Origin of the sequence: Prochlorococcus marinus XMU1406, assembly GCF_017696055.1 — a bacterium.
Lineage (GTDB): Bacteria > Cyanobacteriota > Cyanobacteriia > PCC-6307 > Cyanobiaceae > Prochlorococcus_A > Prochlorococcus_A marinus_W.
The window spans coordinates 360,298-377,681 of record NZ_JAAORG010000001.1; the positions used below are offsets into that span (position 1 = coordinate 360,298).

Below are 17,384 nucleotides of genomic sequence, written 5' to 3' on the forward strand. Positions count from 1 at the left end.
CATAATTTTTAAATTTATTCATAGTTTATGAAAATGTTAACTATATATTTCTCTCAACATTTTTAGTGAAGATAAATCTTTCTCTAGTTGAGTAGAGATCCAAGTTTCAATAATAAATAATATTTTAAGCCAGACTTTTTTAGGTCCCAATAACTCTCCATTAGATTTTATTGGTAATTCGGGGAAAAGGAGTCTCTGTAATAGAGCAACTTCGGATGCATTTATTTTTAGATTACTTTGAGGATCTTCCACGGATGAAAACCCTTCAATTGGTAAATAATAACAACTCCATTCCCAATTCCCTAAAGGCGGAATAATAGGTTCTCCAGTTTTACAACAATGATGAATTGGTAAATTTATACCTCCGATGGCTAATAGATGGATTAAAGATTGAATACTCATTGAGAGAATTTTAATATCCTCTTCTTTGGATTCTTCATACAAATAAATCCTATCTAGATGTGCAAGAACACAAGATAAATAGTTTTGTTGCTTGTCATTATTACCTACTAATAAAAAAGTTAATTCAGTTATTGCTTGCGCGGCTGCAAGACATTCAATATTTTTCCCTAGACCAGAATAGCTTTTTAATATTTTAATTTGACGTACAGATTTAAGATTTCTTTTCCCAAAAATCTGCAGACTTAAATATGTTAATGGAGTAGCTGCGGCAAGACTACTTTTAGGACGTCTAGCACCAGGTACCGCTAATCGAACAATACCTTGCTCATCAGTAAGAATAGTTATTAATCTATCATTCTCGCCTAATGGAGAAGCTTTAATGCAGAGACCTTCTAGTCTGCACTCACCAGAACCAGACATTTAAATAACCTTGACTTCTTGAAAAATCTCACAAAAATTAGAAGTCCCTACGCAACTAATTCCATTATCAAGCAAATCAATAACTTGTGTCAGTTTTTTTATACCACCTACAACTTTGATGTGATTTTGGGAGCCCGTTATTTTTAATATTTCCGCTATGTCATTTAATGTAATAGGGGGTCCAAACCCGTCCCCGAATTGAAAATTTTTTATTCCTAATTCCAAAGATATTTCTATCGCATTGTACAAAACTTCTTTTTGTAGTTTTGATTTATTTATGATTATTGAAACTGGTAATCCAGATAACTTCACTTGCTCAATTTCAGCAGCGAAAGTTTCTAAGTTTCTTTTGGATAAATTGATAAAGTTTGGGATATATTCAATTCCGTTTGCACCTTTATCTTTTGCAAAATTAACTAATTCTTCAATAAATGTAACTGGTAAATCTGCTAGAGGGTAAGAAATGAGTGTGTTTATGTTTGCATTGTAATTGCTCAAACGGTTTTTAAAATCATCTAAATAATTAAGTGAAGTAGAAATATTCTTAATATTATATTTTTTTATTAAATCGCAATTCGCACAGAAATCTTCCCAAGTTAAATACGGGTTAATAATAATTGCATGAATTTTTTCGTTTAATTCATATTCAATATTGGGCATTTAAAAGTTATTTGGATTGAATCAGTCCATAACCTCCATGATTCCTCTTGTATATAACTTGAAGTTCATTATTTTTTTTATTTCGAAAAACATAAAAATCATGATCAATTAGATCTAATTGTTTTCTTGCTTCTTCTGATGAAATTGGATTCATTTCAAAGTATTTATTTTTTATAGATGGCTCAGGAAGACTTGCTTCTATTCCTTCTTTAAGTAGAGCTTCATCTAAAAATCTTGATTTTTTATTTTCAATTGGGAAAGACTCTTTATTTTTAAATTGATTATTATGGATTGTTTTATTGTTTCTTTCTTTGTATTTACGTAATTTTCTACAAAGTTTATTAGAAACTAAATCAATGCTTGAGTATAGATTTTCAGTTTTCTCTTCGGCTCTAATTACAGTACCATTTGCAAAAATAGTAACTTCTGCAGTCTGGAAGGAGACTCTTGGATTTTTTTCTATTGAAAGGTGTATGTCGGCTTCTTTAACGATATCCTTATAGTGATGTGTTGCTTTTTCTATCTTTGCCTCAGTATATTCTTTTAATGCTCCAGTGAGCTCAAGATTTTTCCCATGGATTAAAATTTTCATAAAAAATCTAAAAATATTTACTTACTTTCTAAATCTACTTAAATATGGTTAATAGAACAGCAATAATTAAACAACCTGATAATATTTCTTTTTTCAATGATGTTTATAAATTACAAAAAGAATATCAGGAGGCATTGATTTTAGATAACTCTAACCCTGATTTTATTTGGATAGGTGAGCATCAACTCTGTTATACCTTGGGTAGAGGATCTAATTACGATAATTTATTATTTTCTTTCAATGATGATAATTATGATGTTTTTAAGATTGATAGAGGTGGTGAGGTTACTTGTCATATGCCAGGACAATTAGTAACTTACTTGGTGTTAGATTTGAAAAATTTTAATAAAGATTTAAATTGGTATTTAAGAAAAATTGAAGAAATTATTATAAAAATTATTGGAACTTTTAATATAGATTGTCATTCAAGAGAGGGGCTCACTGGAGTTTGGATAGGAAATAAGAAAATTGCTTCAATTGGAATTGGTTGTAAAAGATGGGTTACAATAAATGGATTTTCAATCAATATTGACTGCGAATTAGAAAATTTTAATAAAATTGTTCCTTGCGGAATAGAAAATTGTCTTATGGCAAATATGATTGATTACAACAAAAATTTAAATATTCAAGAAGTCAAGAGAATTGTTAAAAAAATCATTCAGGAAGAATTTAATTTTGATTTTGTATCAAAATAGAAATTAAAATTTAAAAATCAATTTAATATGCGTGATTTAGCATACTGGCCTTCAGCCAAACCTCTTTCTAAAAAAGATAAATTTGCTAAAAATAGAGATTTTATTAAGAACCTTCATCATATAGATCAAATTTGGGAGAAATTAAAATTTAAATGTGGTGATACTTTAGCTGTTTGCGATTTGAGAGGTAAAGAAAAAGAAAAATTTTCTTATTCTGACCTGGCTGATTTAATAACAAAAGTCTCTTTTTCTTTTAAAAATTATGGTTTAGTAAAGGGGGATGTAGTTACTGTAATATCTGAAAATTCTCCAAGATGGTTAGTAGTTGATCAAGGCTTAATGCGTTTAGGAGCTATAAATGCAGTGAGAGGTATTAATTCTCCTTCAGTAGAATTAGACTATATTATTGAGCATTCTGATTCAGTAGGCCTAATAGTTCAATCTAAGGAGATTTGGCTAAAGTTAAACAACAAAGAAGAATTAAAAAAAAGACTGAAATTTATAATTAATTTAGAAGATGAACAATTTGAAAGTTTAATAAGTTGGAATCAATTTATAAGAGCATCAGATTCAGAAAAAGAAAATTCACAAACTAATATTGCAACATTTAATCCAAAAATTGATGATGTTGCTACTATTCTTTACACTTCTGGGACAACAGGAAAACCTAAAGGCGTCCCCTTGACTCATGCAAATTTTTTACATCAAATAATCAATTTAGCCTATATCGCTGATCCAAAACCTGGGACCTCTGTATTAAGCGTTTTGCCTATCTGGCATTCTTATGAGAGGAGTGCTGAATACTTCTTTTTTTCATGTGGTTGTTCTCAATACTATACAATTCCTAAATTCTTGAAAGATGATATTACACAAATAAAACCTGTTGTCATGGCTACTGTACCAAGACTATGGGAGGCAATACATGATGGTTTTTTTAAGGCTTTGAAAAAAATGCCTTCCAAAAAGCAAAAACTTATTAAGTTTTTGATAAGTAATAGTTCAGTTTTCAAAAGAGGTCTTAGAAAGATAAGAAATTTAGATATCAATCAAATAACCTTTAAATCAAAAATCCCCTTACTGGGTTCTATTATTTGCCGATATCCTTTACATAAATTGTCTACTATTTTTTTATGGCCGAATATTCTTAGACAACTATGCGGAGAAAAACTGAAATTTCCCATTAACGGCGGAGGTGCATTGCCAGAACATGTGGATCTTTTTTTTGAATCTTTAGGTGTAGATGTTTTGGTGGGATATGGACTCACAGAAACTAGTCCAGTATTAACTTGTAGGAGAAGAGAATTAAATGTTAGAGGATCATCTGGTCAGCCTCTAGCATTTACCGAAATCAAAATAGTGACTGATGATAAAAAAAAGATTCTGAAGTTCAGAGAAGTCGGAAAAATTCTTGTTAAGGGACCACAAGTAATGAAAGGTTATCTTAATAATGAATTAGCTACAAAAGATGTTTTATCGAAAGAAGGTTGGTTTGATACTGGTGATTTAGGTTTTCTAATACCAAATGGTTCCCTTTTTATAACAGGGAGAGCCAAGGATACAATAGTGCTATCAAGTGGTGAAAATATAGAACCGAATCCGCTAGAAACCGAAATCCTTAGTTCTGAATTTATTAATCAAATACAACTAGTAGGACAAGATAAGAAATGTTTAACTGCCCTTGTAGTTCCTGATTTCGAATTAGTAAAAAACAAGTTTTTGGAAGAAGACCTTTCAAAATTAAACCTTAATAGGGATATTGGTACATTTTTTAAATCGCACATTAATAATTTGCTTAAAAGTCGATTAGGAGCAAGATCAGAAGAACAAATATTAGATTGTTATTTTGTTGATGCCTTTACTTTAGAAAATGGTTTGTTAACACAAACTCTTAAACAAAAAAGAAAAGAAATAGAAAAAAAATATTCATTACAAATAGAAAATATGTATGAACAGAAATTTAGTAAGAAAAATTGATTTGTTCTTTCTATATTGAAAAGGTAATTTAATTTTTTATGGAAACAAAAAACTCAATATCTATAAAGCGCTCAATAGCTATTAAAGCTGTAGTTACTCCTACTTGGAAGGAAGATGCTGAAAAAGAATTAAGTAAAGCAATTTCAAACATTGACCAACAATTATCTCAACTTGAGCAGGAGGGGCAGCAAATAGTAAATAATATTAGATCCCAATCGGTTAACCCTCTAGATCCTAGAGTTCAAGAACAGGTTAGTCAGGTGCAACAACAAGTTGCAGCAAAACGAAATGAAATTGAAGAACAAAAAAGAAATCTACTTCAACAACAGAATCAAGTTCGCGAATTAAAAATGGACGAAATTGTTGATCAAGGACAAGTGGATAGTTTCTGTGATGTCACTGTGGGCGACAATCTTATTGAAAAAATGCAAGTCTCAATTACTGTTAAAGATGGAGTTATTCAATCTATAGATAATAATTAAAAGAAACATTTAGTATTTTTGATAAAAATAAGTAAATCTTAATTGCGAAAAGTTTTAAATTCTAATCGATCTAAATTATTACTTTCTTAAGTTTTAAGAGTTTCCACTGTGAATATGATTTCGTATAATTATATCAAGAGTTAAAAGGGTTCTTAATCATAAAAACTTTTGAAAGTTTGATAAAAATCCCTTAAAACTTATGCAATAACAATTTTCTTATGTCTCACGAAATATTCATGCCTGCCTTGAGTTCTACTATGACGGAGGGCAAGATTGTGGAATGGTTGAAAAATCCAGGAGATAAGGTTGAAAGAGGCGAATCTGTCTTGGTTGTTGAATCTGACAAGGCAGATATGGATGTTGAATCTTTTCAAGATGGATATCTTGCAGCAGTTTTAATGCCTGCCGGTAGCACTGCACCTGTTGGAGAAACTATTGGACTCATTGTAGAAAATGAGGATGAGATAGCTTCTGTTCAAGAACAAAATAAAGGAAATCAACCCGAAGTCTCTACTTCTGACCAACTTGAATTGGTAAGCAATAAAACTGAAGAAAAACCAGTAGTCCAGACTGAAAGTATCAATAAAGAAGCTGAAGAAGTCCTCTTAAAGAGTGAAAAGCCTGTACCATCTTTTAATACTGATCAAATTAATGCCGCTACAAGTAATGTTTCTTCGAGGATAATTGCATCCCCAAGAGCTAAAAAACTAGCCTCTCAAATGGGCGTTGATTTAGCAAAGGTTCATGGATCTGGGCCTCACGGAAGGATTCAAGCCGATGATATTTTGAAAGCTAATGGCCAACCTGTCTCTATACCATGGATAGGAGAAGGTAGTTCTCCCGCAAATATTCCTGGTGCAACTTTGGGAGTTGAAAGTAAACCAGAAACTTCAGGAAATAGTTTTGGTAATCCTGGAGAAACAGTTCAATTTAATACTCTTCAAAAAGCGGTAAATAAAAATATGGAATCTAGTTTAGATGTTCCATGTTTTAGGGTGGGATACTCAATCAACACAGATAAATTAGATAATTTCTACAAAAAGGTAAAACAGAACGGAGTAACTATGACTGCTTTACTTGTAAAGGCAGTTGCAAAGACACTAAAGAAACATCCTCAAGTTAACTCAAGCTTTTCAGAAAATGGAATTTCTTATCCAGAAAATATAAATATTGCTGTTGCTGTTGCGATGGAAGATGGGGGACTAATAACTCCAGTATTAAAAGAACCATGCAATACTGATTTATTTGAATTATCTAGGGAATGGAAAGATCTCGTAAAAAGATCGAGATCAAAACAATTAGAACCAGATGAATACTCAACGGGAACATTTACCTTATCTAACCTTGGTATGTTTGGTGTTGATAGATTTGACGCAATATTACCCCCAGGGACCGGTGCGATCTTAGCGATAGCATCATCGAAACCAACTGTTGCAGCTAATAGTGATGGTGCAATATCTGTTAAAAAAATAATGCAAGTAAATCTTACAGCTGATCACAGAGTGATCTATGGAGCTGATGGTGCTTCATTCTTGAAAGACTTGGCCTACCTGATTGAAAATGAGCCAGAGACACTTATATCTTAAATTTAATTGATTTCTCAAATTAATAATGAAGGAAGAGATTATAAGCTTGAAGCTTATGATTACTTTCTAGATCCTTCATTAATTGCTAGTAAGCCTTCTATAATAAGGCATGAATCAAGATTGATGATAGTTAGAAATAGTGTTTTAGAAGAGAATTGCTTAACTAACAAATTTACCAAGAATCTTTTAGAGGAATTTAGAAAAGGTGATCTTGTGGTTGTCAATAATACTAAAGTAATGAAGGCAAGGTTAAAGGTTGAATTAGAAAATAGGACGTTAGTCGAATTATTAGTCTTAGAAAGATCCCATGAATGTGTTTGGTTATGTTTGGCAAAGCCAGCGAAAAAGTTAAAAATAAATAGAAAAATAATATTAAAATCTCCTTCTGCACAAGATATTAATTTGATGGTTGATGGGGTTGATGAAGAAACTGGAGGAAGATTTATTAAATTTCCAGAAAATATAATTGATCTTAGTTCAATGAATGACCTTCTTGATAAATACGGGAAAATACCTCTCCCGCCTTATATAAAAAATTCCGAAGAAGAATCTTTTCATGAGAATAGTTATCAAACTGAGTATGCAACTAATCCAGGGGCCGTTGCCGCTCCAACTGCTGGTTTACACTTAAGCAAAAGTCTTATTTCCAATCTAAAAAAAAAAGGAGTAATAATTTTGCCGATAACTTTGCACGTAGGCTATGGAACATTTAAACCAATTAATCAAGAAGATCTAAGTGACTTAAAACTGCATAAAGAATGGGTAAGTGTTAATAAGGAAGTAGTGGGGGAAATAAAAAAAATAAAGAAAACAGATAGAAGAATAATTGCAATTGGGACAACTAGCGTGAGAGCTCTTGAAAGTTGTTATTCTCACGAAATTAATGACTTTATTCCTATAGCGAAATACGTGGATTTAGTAATTAAGCCAGGTTATAAATTTAAGGTAGTTGATGGATTATTAACTAATTTTCATCTTCCTAAAAGTTCATTATTACTATTAGTAAGTGCAATGATTGGTAGAGAAAGATTATTAGATTTGTATAAAAAAGCCATAAAAGAAAAATTTAGATTTTTCTCTTATGGCGATGCTATGTATATTTCACCAGATTCATTACTGGAGAAAAAATAGATTTAGGCTTTGACTGGTTCTTGAATGATTCCGCTTGGAACTTCAGTAAACATAATTGATGATAAATATCTCTCTGCTAAATCAGGTAGAACAACTACAATAGTTTTCCCCGCATATTCATCTTGTTCAGCTAATCTAACAGCAGCAGCAGCAGCAGCTCCACAAGATATTCCAACTAATAGACCTTCTTCTTTTGCTAATCTAAGAGCCATCTCGATTGACTCGTCATTTGTTACCTGTTCAACCTTATCAACAATTGACAAGTCAAGGTTCTTAGGAATAAATCCTGCTCCAATTCCTTGAATTTTGTGTGGTCCAGATTTAACCTCTTCTCCATTCATTGTCTGTGTAATAACAGGACTATGTGAGGGTTCTACAGCTACAGAAGTAATATTTTTACCCTTCTCTTGCTTAATGTATCTTGAAACTCCTGTAATTGTGCCGCCAGTTCCAACCCCTGCAACTAAAACATCAATTTCACCATCGCAATCATCCCAGATTTCTGGTCCAGTAGTTTTGAAATGAATTTCAGGGTTTGCTGGATTATCAAATTGACCTGGCATGAAATATTGAGAAGGATTACTTTCTGCAATTTCTTTAGCCTTAGCTATTGCTCCAGGCATACCTTTAGATGCCTCTGTTAAAACAATTTCAGCACCCAACACTGCCATAACCCTTCTTCTTTCAATTGACATGGATTCTGGCATTGTAAGGATCAGTTTATAACCTCTTGCTGAAGCAGTAAAAGCTAGGGCAATACCTGTATTTCCAGAAGTTGGCTCAACAATAGTTTTGTCTTTTGTAAGTTTCCCACTTTTCTCTGCATCCCAGATCATGTTTGCACCAATCCTACATTTGACACTATAAGCGGGGTTTCTACCTTCAATTTTTGCAAGTACTGTAGCTTTCGCGTTTTTAGTAACTGATTTTAATTTTACTAATGGAGTGTTTCCAATAGCGAAACTGTTGTCCTCATAAATTTTTGCCATTTATATATTGAGAAAATATATATTAATACTAACTATTATTCAGAAAAAGAGTATATAAGTTTCTATACGGTAAATACTAGGAATTTAGAAATTATTTAGTGCTTCAGAAAAGTTTTTCCATAATTGATCTTGGTCTTCTAATCCAACTGATACTCTAATAAGGTGCGAGGGTATACCAAAACTTTCAGCCCAATCCAACTCGTCATAATGTGCTAGTAAAACATAAGGACAAACTAGAGTAAATTTTGTACCTAAACTAGGTCCTTTAGATACTTGTAGAGAATCATAAAATTTCTTAGCTTTGTTTAATCCTCCATTTAATTCAAATGATAATAAGCAGCCGTATCCTCCATCAGAAGTAAGTAAAGAATTAAAATTTGGACAATTTTCAGGATGGAAAATATTTTTAATCTCGCTATGGGTCTCTAATCTTTTTTTTAATTCTAAACATGTTTTATTTTGTTCAAAAACTCTTTGATTTACATCTCTACTAACTTTCTCTAGATAAACTGTATCTCCATCGGAAAGTGTTGGAAGATTAATCTCGTTTAATGCATTTCTAAATTGATCAATCCATTTGCTTTTTGGATTTAGTATTAATGATCCTGCAAGAATATCACCACTACCTGAAAAAATTTTTGTAAGTGAAGTAAAAACTATATCTGCATGTTCTAGGGAATTTATATTTAAATTTGAACCAATTGTATCGTCAACAATTATAGGAATATTTAATTTTTTTGCTATTTCTGAAATTTTTTTAATGTTTACACATTTGAGCATTGGATTACTCGGTAGTTCAATAATTAATGCTGATGGATTTATGCTTTTGATTTCTAATTCAATATCCTCGCAATTTTCTTCTGTAATTAGCTTGGCTCCATGAAAGATATTCATTGGTAATTTAAGTACATCTACATATGGAAAACCAATTTGGAGTGTTGGTTTAGCTGGAAATAATTTATATATGATTTCTAATGATGTATGCAATGCAGACATCCCAGATGAAGTTAAGTGAATATCATTAGAGTTAATTTTTGTAGATTTAGAAATTCTATTTTTTATTCTTTGAGAACATTCATTTACGTAAGATTTTGGAGGGCAATCTTCAAGACCTAGTTCTATAGCAGCAGCTCTTGAAGATATGCCAAGACCAGTATGTTGCCAAAAAGATTTTGCATAAATACTTCCTTCTTCTTCAGTTATTAAGAGAGCTAAATTATCTCTTTTTTCTATTAATGAGAATTGTTCAGAAGTATTTCTATCAATGAATTTTTTGGCTTTAAAAGCTATACTTTCATTCGGATATGGCCAGATACTTTTATTGTTGTAGTGATTTTCTTTTTTTACTTTTTCGCATAATCTTTTCACTATTGGGTTTAGCCCGAATCTTGGGTAAATGGACTTCAATAAATTCATGCATTCTTGATTTTTTTCTTCGTAATTTATTACATCATTCCAAGTTGGTAATGCTACAGAAACAGCATGAATACTATCAGGAATAGAATATCCCAATTCTAAATTTTTCCATATAGGGTTTTTAAGTAAATCTCTCAATTTTCAGAATTTATTTAAAGCAAATAATATGTCTGAGATTAAATCGTTTGTTTCTTCACATCCAATCGATAATCTGACAAGAGCATCATCAATCCCTAAAAGATTTTTTGTTTCATCATCAACAGAAGCATGAGTCATTGTTGCGGGGTGACAAATTAAACTTTCAACTCCTCCAAGGCTTTCTGCTAGCGAGAAATATTTGAGAGATTTGCAAAATTTAAAAGTATCCTCTTTTTTAAGATTTAATTTTATGGTGATCATCGAACCTCCAGATATCATTTGCGATTTTGCTAAATTAAATTGCGGATGTTTTTGATTAAAAGGATAAATTACTTTACTAATTATTTTATGATTCTCTAATTCTTCAGAAATTAATTTTGCACTTTGCGTTTGTTGTTCGATTCTTAAAGGAAGAGTTTTTACTCCTCTTGTAATGAGCCAACTATCAAAAGGAGATGGTTGAAGGCCTAGAGCTTTTTGAGAGAAAAGCATCTTACTATTCCATACCTCATTATTTGTCAGTACTGCTCCACCAAGCGCATCACTATGTCCATTAATGAATTTTGTTGTGCTTACTAGTGATAGTGTTGCACCAAGGTCCAATGGTTTTTGAATAAGTGCCGTTGAAAAAGTATTGTCCACAACCACTGGGATTTGTAGTTTATTCGCTTCATCACAAATCGCCTTAATATCAAGTACCTTCAAAAGTGGATTAGTTGGACTTTCTAGCCATATCAAGGTTGGCTCGAAGTATGAAATCTTTTTGATATTATTTTCGTTTGTAAAATCTGTGTATAAAACTTCTAGTCCAAATTTCTTGAAAACTTTTTCGAACATCCTCACTGTACAACCATAGAGATTTGACTCGCAGAGTATTTTGTCACCTGATTTTAGTGTTGATGAAATTGCAGTTACCGCGCTAATTCCAGATCCAAAAACTGTGCAGTATTTAGAATCTTCTATTGATTTAAGGACGCTTTCTAGAATTCTAAAGTTTGGATTGCCTGATCTTGTGTAGTCGAAATTATCTTTATTTCCATGTTTGAAAGTAGATGTAGAAAAAATAGGAGGCATAACGCATCCAGTTTCTTCTGCAAATGTTTCCCCATGGTGAATAGATAAGGTCTTAAAACCTGGCTTTTTTATATTATTTTCCTTATTTCCCATTATTTTAAAAAAAAAGAATTAAATTAAATCTCTCTTTTAAAAAATGAGAGATTTAATAATCCAAAGAAAAGTAGTATTAAACTTTTCTTGAATAATATTCAACAACTAGTAGTTCGTTTATTTCAAGAGCCACCCACTCTCTATCGCATTTCCCATTTATTTTCCCCGTTAATTTAGGTTTGTCTAAATCAAGATGAGGTGGGACATTTGCTAAACCAGGGAATTCTATATTACCTTCTACAAGTTTTTTGCTTGCTTTGTTTTCTTTAATTCCGATTACATCGCCTGATTTGCATTGATAACCAGCAATATCAAGAACCTTTCCATTAACGGTTACATGGCCATGATTTACTAATTGTCTTGAGCCTGGAATGGTACCTCCAAAACCTAATCTAAAACAAACATTATCAAGCCTGTTTTCTAAAAGTCTTAGTAGGTTAGTTCCTGTAGATCCTTCTTGAGCTCGAGCTTTTTTTACATAACGTACTAGTTGTTTTTCAGAAACTCCATAATTAAACCTAAGTTTCTGCTTTTCTTCTAGACGAATTGCATATTCTGATCGCTTGCGACGGGCTTGGCCGTGCTGACCTGGAGGATTAGACTTCTTTGAAGCTTTCCTGGTGAGACCTGGTAGTTCTCCCAAGCGACGCGTAACCCTTAATCTGGGGCCGCGGTATCTTGACATAATTTTAAATTAAATAGAAATTTGCAATAAAAATTGGATAATTGATTAAATTCAATTAAACTATTTACTACTGGAACTATTATTTTACATCATTAAAGTGTTCAAAACTATTAATAAATCAATTACTTCTATACTTCTTTTTATGATTTCGTTTTATCAAAAGTGGTTTTCTCCTTTTTTCGGACCAAGATGCAGATTTATTCCAAGTTGCAGCTCTTATGGATATGAGGCAATTACTAGACATGGCCCTTGGAAGGGAGGCTGGTTAACTTTAAGAAGATTAAGCAGATGTCATCCTTTAACTCCCTGTGGATGTGACCCTGTGCCTGACTAAATGAATGAAAATATTTATTTTTGTTAGGCAGGGATGTTGCCTTTGTGATTCATTAAAAAACAAACTGGCAAAAATAAATCTTAATGAGTTATTCCCTAATCTAGAGGAGCTCAAAGAAATTGATATTGATAGGGTCGATTTATATAAAGATAAATATAAAAAATATGATTATGAAGTACCAGTTATTGCTGTTGAAGGAATTTGGTCAGAGGAGATTATAGAATTGCCTCGAATTTCTCCAAGATTAAAAGATGATCAATTAAAGAATTGGTTTCAAAAAAATATTAGTACGATTCTGGAGAAATAATTTTTTTAAATGAGATCTATAAAATTACATAAACTTTTAGATTTGGTAGGAATTATTCCTTCATTAGATTTAATCGATCATGAAATAAATAATATTTCTTTTAACTCTAAAGAAGTTCAAAAAGGAACTTTATTTTTAGGTATCCCTGGTTTAAATGTTGATGGAGGAAAATATTGTATTGAGGCAATTGAAAATGGCGCGGAGGCTGCCATTATTGGGTCTGCTGCAAAAGAGAAAATTGGATCTATTGATCGAGAAAGGATTTTGGTTATAGAGGATAATTTAGATTATATTTTTGGTCAAATAGTCGCTGAGTTTTGGAATAGGCCTTCAAGAAAACTTAAACTTATTGGTGTTACTGGTACAAATGGAAAAACGACAACTACTTTTTTATTGGAATATCTTTTAAAAAAATTAGGGAAAAAAACTGCATTATTTGGGACCTTGCTCAATAGATGGCCTGGCTTCTCAGAAGTGGCTTCTCATACAACTGATTTCGCCGATAAACTTCAAAAGAAATTATATGCTGCTGTTGAGGTAGAATCTGAATTCGCGATATTAGAGGTAAGTTCTCATTCTATTGCTCAAAACAGGATATCGGGATGCGAATTCGAGGCGGCTATTTTTACTAATTTAACTCAAGATCATCTTGATTATCACTCAGATATGGAATCATATTTTCAAACAAAAAGAAAATTATTTTTCCCACCTTACTTAAAAGAAAAAGATGGAATTTGTGTATTAAATCATGATGACCATTGGATATCTAAATTATCATCTGATCTTGAAAAAAGATCTTCATTAGTCTCTACAAAAATTACTGAAAGTGAATTTGAAAATGATGATTTTTTTTTCGTAACAGATAAAAAATTTACTGAAAGTGGATCCACCTGTATTTTTCATACACCTAGGGAAAAAATTCAACTTTTTGTTCCACTTGTTGGTGAATTTAATTTAATGAATGCGATTCAAGCAATAACAATTTTGTATAAACTTAATTTTTCTTTAAAAGATCTATCAAAGTTAATAAAATCTTTTCCTGGTGCTCCTGGGAGAATGGAGAAAATACAAATTGATAATGACGTCGTTTTAAGATCACTTCCAACAGTAATTGTTGATTATGCCCACACTCCTGATGGATTAAAAAAAGTTTTGCAATCAATTAAAAAACTTTGTGAAGGGAAACTCATAACTGTTTTTGGCTGTGGAGGAGATCGAGACCGTAGTAAAAGGCCTTTAATGGGATCAATAGCTGAAGAGTTTTCTGATCAACTTTTTATAACTTCAGATAATCCAAGATCAGAAGAACCTCAAAAGATAGTAAATGATATTTTGATGGGTATAAAAAAAAGAGAAAAAATAACAATTGAGATTGATAGATTTAAAGCAATAAATGAATCTATTAAATTTGCTAATAAAGAAGATATTGTTTTAATTGCAGGAAAAGGACATGAAGACTACCAAATTCTCAATGATAAAGTTATTAATTTTGATGATAGAAAAATAGCTTATAAATTATTAAAAGAAAAAAATAAATCTCAATAAAACTTCTTAATTAAATAAGAAAGATCTTTACGCAAATCACAAGATAAGTTTCTTAGAATAAATGAAGCTATTTTTAATAAAATGAAAGGCTTAGCCTTAGTTGTAGGCGCAGGTGGAATTGGAACACAACTAGCTAAAGATCTTAATGAAAGTGAAAAAGATTTAGATGTTGTTTTGTGTGGAAGAAAAAGTGAATTTAATTCTTTTTGGGAATTAGATATAGAGGATTCTCAATCCCTTTTGCAGTTGAAAAATAAAATATCAAATCATCCTTCAAAATTAAGGCTAGTTGTTAATGCTACAGGTAGACTTCATAGTGATTCTCTTCAACCAGAAAAAAGATTACAACATCTTGATCAAAAAAATATGATGGAAAGTTTTTCAATAAATGCCTTTTCTCCTATTTTATTAGCTAAAGCGATTGAAGAATTTATACCAAAAGATTTCGATTTTAATTTTGCAAGTATAAGTGCAAGAGTGGGAAGTATTGGAGATAATCAAACTGGAGGTTGGTATTCATATAGAGCTGCAAAATCTGCGCAAAATCAGTTTTTTAAATCTTTAAGTATTGAATGGGCTAGACGTTTCCCAAAGGCTACTATCACATTGCTTCATCCAGGAACAGTAGATACTGATTTATCTAGACCTTTTCATAAATTTGTTCCAGAACATAAATTATTTAGTAAAGAAAAATCCTCCCAATTCTTGATCAATATTATTAAAAATCAATCATCAGAATCTACAGGAAAATTTATTGCATGGGACAACTCGGAGATACCTTGGTAAACTAAATTTTTTCTTTATATCAATAGATCTTTAAGTCAATGTTTTTTTTATTTCTTTAGCTAGTAAATCAATCTCGGCTTCTGTAGTCATTTGATGTACGCATGCTCTAAACCATTTTGGATCTTCTAAAACTCTAATCCAAATTTTATTTTCTCCAAGTTTCTTTACAAATTTATCCTTATCTTTAATATTTTCGATATTAAAACTAACAATCCCATTTAAATATTTTTTTTCTAAAACTAATTCAACGCCCTTTAATTGATTTAATTCATCCCAAAGTTTTCCACTTAATTTTCTGATATTTTTGTTTTTTTCTTTTTCATGGCAGTCTTTATCAAAAAGATCTAAAGAATTCCGGAGACCAGCAAGTAAAGGAATACAAGAGGTAGCTATTTCAAATTTCCTTGCATCATCATGAAAAAGATTATCTGAAGGCTCATAAATCCCTTGTTCTTTTTTTAATGATTTCCAACCAATTATTGTTGGATCTGTTTCATGAATAAATCTATCTGAAACATAAATGGCTCCAAGTCCTTCTGGTCCACATGCCCATTTATGAGAAGTTATTGAATATAAATCAGAATAAAAAACTTCTTTTTCAATATTTATGTGCCCAAAGGTTTGAGCACCATCAACAAGTAAATAAGAATTTTCTCGATTATTTTTTAATTCGATAGAAATTTGTTTTAAAGGAATTTTATATCCAAAGTTCCATAAAATATGAGAAATAATTAGGATCTTAGTCTTACTATTGAGATTTTTCAAAATCTCTAAAATTATATTTTCGTCGTTTAGATTTTTAATTTTTTGGATTGGCAAAATTTTGAATATTAATTTATTTCTTCTGCAAAATTCTCGACTTGCAGCCACTACTCCAGGATGTTCACAGTCACTTATTAACATCTCTTCTCCCTCTTCTACTTTTATTCCCCAAAAGGGCAAAATCATACCGGAAGAGATATTTTCGGTTAAAGCTACATTCTTTGAATTTACACCTAATTTTTGCGCAATGATTCTTTTTGTGGTCAATATTTCTTTGTAAATAAAAGGCCACATATCATTGGTAAATGGTCCTAAATCTTGGATAATTTCCCAAGTTTTAACTATTGCTTCTAGAGAAGATTTTGGTAATGGTCCTTGACCACCATAGTTGAAATAATACTTATTTTTTAATGCTGGTATTTGATCTCTTAGATTATTTCTCATGGAAATTTATATTTTATTTTCAACTCTTGAATTTTTTTTAAATATTGCCCACTAAAGTTACTGTTCTAAATTCAATATCCTCAATTACTTTCCAAGGTTCAGCACTCCTTTCTGCAAATTCTAAATTTTTAAATCCTAGTTCTTTAAAATCACTTATAAACTCTGGCTCATACCATGCTCCACTAATACATCCTGTCCATAGATCATGATCATTTTGCAACCTTAAAGGAACTTTTTTGTTAGAGACGATATCGCTAATTGCAATTCTTCCATTATCGTTTAAAACTCTTTTTATATTATTTAGAAGGTTATTTCTAGATTCTGGACTTACCAAGTTTAAAACGCAATTACTTAAAATAATATCAACTGATTTATCTGCGATTAATGGATTTAAATCTTTATCTAATTCATCAAGTTTTTCAATTGAACCTTCTAGAAATTCTGTATTGTTGAAACCTATATTTTTTGTAACTTCTTTAGAGGCTGATCTAGATAAAGAAAGCATGTCAGGATTCTGATCAACTCCAATAACTTTCCCTTCTTTCCCAACAATTTGGGCACAAATAAAAGCATTTTTGCCACTACCACTTCCAAGATCTAGGACTATATCATTTTTTTGAACATATTTTGTTGGATCGCCACACCCATAATCTCTTTCTATAACCTCTTGAGGAATTCCTTCAAGTAAAACGGGATTAAATCCAACTGGTGTACAAAGACAACTCTCTTTTTCTTGAGCGGCTGAGCCATATCTTTCTTGAATCGCATCTTTATGATCGAATTGACTAGGTGCTTTATTCGATGTGTTTGTATTACAGCAACTTTCAGACATATTTTTAAAAGAACTCTTGATAAATATAGCCAAAAAA

18 protein-coding genes are annotated in these 17,384 nt (G+C 31.3%); 9 read left to right on the forward strand and 9 right to left on the reverse strand.

Annotated elements, in window-relative coordinates; all coding sequences use genetic code 11:
- Positions 1-36: 36 nt before the first annotated feature.
- The 3 genes from recO to hpf are packed head-to-tail and all read right to left on the reverse strand — an operon-like array spanning position 37 to position 2,074.
- Complete coding sequence (recO, locus tag HA149_RS02085) at positions 37-822, reverse strand: DNA repair protein RecO (RefSeq protein ID WP_209112571.1); 786 nt, start codon at positions 820-822, stop codon at positions 37-39.
- Positions 823-1,482 carry a 2-deoxyribose-5-phosphate aldolase gene (locus HA149_RS02090; protein ID WP_209112572.1) on the reverse strand — a complete coding sequence of 220 codons (660 nt, stop codon included), beginning with the start codon at positions 1,480-1,482 and terminating at the stop codon, positions 823-825.
- A gap of 7 nt (positions 1,483-1,489) precedes the next feature.
- Positions 1,490-2,074 carry a ribosome hibernation-promoting factor, HPF/YfiA family gene (hpf, locus tag HA149_RS02095; RefSeq protein ID WP_209112575.1) on the reverse strand — a complete coding sequence of 195 codons (585 nt, stop codon included), beginning with the start codon at positions 2,072-2,074 and terminating at the stop codon, positions 1,490-1,492.
- A 44-nt stretch (positions 2,075-2,118) separates the two neighbouring features.
- Here hpf and lipB point away from each other — a divergent pair, with 44 nt between their 5' ends.
- The 5 genes from lipB (at position 2,119) to queA (ending at position 7,942) form a co-directional block, all read left to right on the forward strand.
- The gene (lipB, locus tag HA149_RS02100; RefSeq protein ID WP_209112577.1) at positions 2,119-2,769 is read left to right on the forward strand and encodes a lipoyl(octanoyl) transferase LipB; all 651 of its coding nucleotides are present in this window, start codon (positions 2,119-2,121) and stop codon (positions 2,767-2,769) included.
- Between the two features lie 27 nt (positions 2,770-2,796).
- Positions 2,797-4,743, forward strand: coding sequence for an AMP-binding protein (locus HA149_RS02105; protein ID WP_209112579.1), 1,947 nt, complete (start codon positions 2,797-2,799; stop codon positions 4,741-4,743).
- A 38-nt stretch (positions 4,744-4,781) separates the two neighbouring features.
- Positions 4,782-5,225, forward strand: coding sequence for a YlqD family protein (locus HA149_RS02110; protein ID WP_209105878.1), 444 nt, complete (start codon positions 4,782-4,784; stop codon positions 5,223-5,225).
- Positions 5,226-5,443: 218 nt separating this feature from the next.
- Positions 5,444-6,811 (forward strand): dihydrolipoamide acetyltransferase family protein, encoded by a 1,368-nt coding sequence (locus tag HA149_RS02115; RefSeq protein ID WP_209112582.1) that lies wholly within the window; start codon positions 5,444-5,446, stop codon positions 6,809-6,811.
- A gap of 6 nt (positions 6,812-6,817) precedes the next feature.
- Positions 6,818-7,942 carry a tRNA preQ1(34) S-adenosylmethionine ribosyltransferase-isomerase QueA gene (queA, locus tag HA149_RS02120; protein ID WP_209112584.1) on the forward strand — a complete coding sequence of 375 codons (1,125 nt, stop codon included), beginning with the start codon at positions 6,818-6,820 and terminating at the stop codon, positions 7,940-7,942.
- 2 nt (positions 7,943-7,944) lie between these two features.
- Here queA and cysK read toward each other — a convergent pair whose 3' ends face one another.
- From cysK to rpsD, 4 genes are all read right to left on the reverse strand, one after another.
- Complete coding sequence (gene cysK / locus HA149_RS02125; RefSeq protein ID WP_002805805.1) at positions 7,945-8,931, reverse strand: cysteine synthase A; 987 nt, start codon at positions 8,929-8,931, stop codon at positions 7,945-7,947.
- A gap of 84 nt (positions 8,932-9,015) precedes the next feature.
- Complete coding sequence (locus HA149_RS02130) at positions 9,016-10,485, reverse strand: PLP-dependent transferase (RefSeq protein WP_209112586.1); 1,470 nt, start codon at positions 10,483-10,485, stop codon at positions 9,016-9,018.
- Positions 10,486-10,488: 3 nt separating this feature from the next.
- On the reverse strand, positions 10,489-11,652 hold the full coding sequence (locus HA149_RS02135) for a trans-sulfuration enzyme family protein (RefSeq protein ID WP_209112588.1): 1,164 nt from the start codon (positions 11,650-11,652) through the stop codon (positions 10,489-10,491).
- 76 nt (positions 11,653-11,728) lie between these two features.
- Positions 11,729-12,337: a 30S ribosomal protein S4 gene (gene rpsD / locus HA149_RS02140; RefSeq protein ID WP_011817920.1), complete on the reverse strand. Its 609-nt coding sequence runs from the start codon at positions 12,335-12,337 to the stop codon at positions 11,729-11,731.
- Positions 12,338-12,434: 97 nt separating this feature from the next.
- Here rpsD and yidD point away from each other — a divergent pair, with 97 nt between their 5' ends.
- From yidD to HA149_RS02160, 4 genes are all read left to right on the forward strand, one after another.
- Positions 12,435-12,671, forward strand: a complete 237-nt coding sequence (gene yidD / locus HA149_RS02145; protein ID WP_025928090.1) for a membrane protein insertion efficiency factor YidD — start codon at positions 12,435-12,437, stop codon at positions 12,669-12,671.
- A gap of 4 nt (positions 12,672-12,675) precedes the next feature.
- Entirely contained in the window at positions 12,676-12,978 is a 303-nt protein-coding gene (locus HA149_RS02150; protein WP_209112590.1) for a glutaredoxin family protein, read from the forward strand.
- A gap of 9 nt (positions 12,979-12,987) precedes the next feature.
- A complete protein-coding gene (locus HA149_RS02155) occupies positions 12,988-14,523 on the forward strand; it encodes a UDP-N-acetylmuramoyl-L-alanyl-D-glutamate--2,6-diaminopimelate ligase (RefSeq protein WP_209112592.1) in 1,536 nt (511 codons plus the stop codon).
- Positions 14,524-14,604: 81 nt separating this feature from the next.
- Positions 14,605-15,309: an SDR family NAD(P)-dependent oxidoreductase gene (locus tag HA149_RS02160; protein WP_209112594.1), complete on the forward strand. Its 705-nt coding sequence runs from the start codon at positions 14,605-14,607 to the stop codon at positions 15,307-15,309.
- A gap of 30 nt (positions 15,310-15,339) precedes the next feature.
- On the opposite strand, the gene HA149_RS02165 is transcribed toward HA149_RS02160, so the two are convergent.
- Together HA149_RS02165 and HA149_RS02170 are read right to left on the reverse strand one after the other, a co-directional pair.
- On the reverse strand, positions 15,340-16,515 hold the full coding sequence (locus HA149_RS02165) for an aminotransferase class V-fold PLP-dependent enzyme (RefSeq protein ID WP_209112596.1): 1,176 nt from the start codon (positions 16,513-16,515) through the stop codon (positions 15,340-15,342).
- A gap of 37 nt (positions 16,516-16,552) precedes the next feature.
- Complete coding sequence (locus tag HA149_RS02170) at positions 16,553-17,347, reverse strand: methyltransferase domain-containing protein (protein ID WP_209112598.1); 795 nt, start codon at positions 17,345-17,347, stop codon at positions 16,553-16,555.
- Positions 17,348-17,384 lie beyond the last annotated feature (37 nt).

What these genes read in the sequence shown, in the direction of transcription:
- HA149_RS02150 (WP_209112590.1), top strand. Translation starts at nt 12,676, where the DNA reads ATGAAAATATTTATTTTTGTTAGGCAGGGATGTTGCCTTTGTGATTCA.
- HA149_RS02165 (WP_209112596.1), bottom strand. Translation starts at nt 16,515, where the DNA reads ATGAGAAATAATCTAAGAGATCAAATACCAGCATTAAAAAATAAGTAT.
- rpsD (WP_011817920.1), bottom strand. Translation starts at nt 12,337, where the DNA reads ATGTCAAGATACCGCGGCCCCAGATTAAGGGTTACGCGTCGCTTGGGA.
- HA149_RS02135 (WP_209112588.1), bottom strand. Translation starts at nt 11,652, where the DNA reads ATGGGAAATAAGGAAAATAATATAAAAAAGCCAGGTTTTAAGACCTTA.
- lipB (WP_209112577.1), top strand. Translation starts at nt 2,119, where the DNA reads ATGGTTAATAGAACAGCAATAATTAAACAACCTGATAATATTTCTTTT.
- HA149_RS02160 (WP_209112594.1), top strand. Translation starts at nt 14,605, where the DNA reads ATGAAAGGCTTAGCCTTAGTTGTAGGCGCAGGTGGAATTGGAACACAA.
- hpf (WP_209112575.1), bottom strand. Translation starts at nt 2,074, where the DNA reads ATGAAAATTTTAATCCATGGGAAAAATCTTGAGCTCACTGGAGCATTA.
- HA149_RS02110 (WP_209105878.1), top strand. Translation starts at nt 4,782, where the DNA reads ATGGAAACAAAAAACTCAATATCTATAAAGCGCTCAATAGCTATTAAA.
- HA149_RS02115 (WP_209112582.1), top strand. Translation starts at nt 5,444, where the DNA reads ATGTCTCACGAAATATTCATGCCTGCCTTGAGTTCTACTATGACGGAG.
- recO (WP_209112571.1), bottom strand. Translation starts at nt 822, where the DNA reads ATGTCTGGTTCTGGTGAGTGCAGACTAGAAGGTCTCTGCATTAAAGCT.
- cysK (WP_002805805.1), bottom strand. Translation starts at nt 8,931, where the DNA reads ATGGCAAAAATTTATGAGGACAACAGTTTCGCTATTGGAAACACTCCA.
- HA149_RS02105 (WP_209112579.1), top strand. Translation starts at nt 2,797, where the DNA reads ATGCGTGATTTAGCATACTGGCCTTCAGCCAAACCTCTTTCTAAAAAA.
- HA149_RS02170 (WP_209112598.1), bottom strand. Translation starts at nt 17,347, where the DNA reads ATGTCTGAAAGTTGCTGTAATACAAACACATCGAATAAAGCACCTAGT.
- HA149_RS02090 (WP_209112572.1), bottom strand. Translation starts at nt 1,482, where the DNA reads ATGCCCAATATTGAATATGAATTAAACGAAAAAATTCATGCAATTATT.
- HA149_RS02155 (WP_209112592.1), top strand. Translation starts at nt 12,988, where the DNA reads ATGAGATCTATAAAATTACATAAACTTTTAGATTTGGTAGGAATTATT.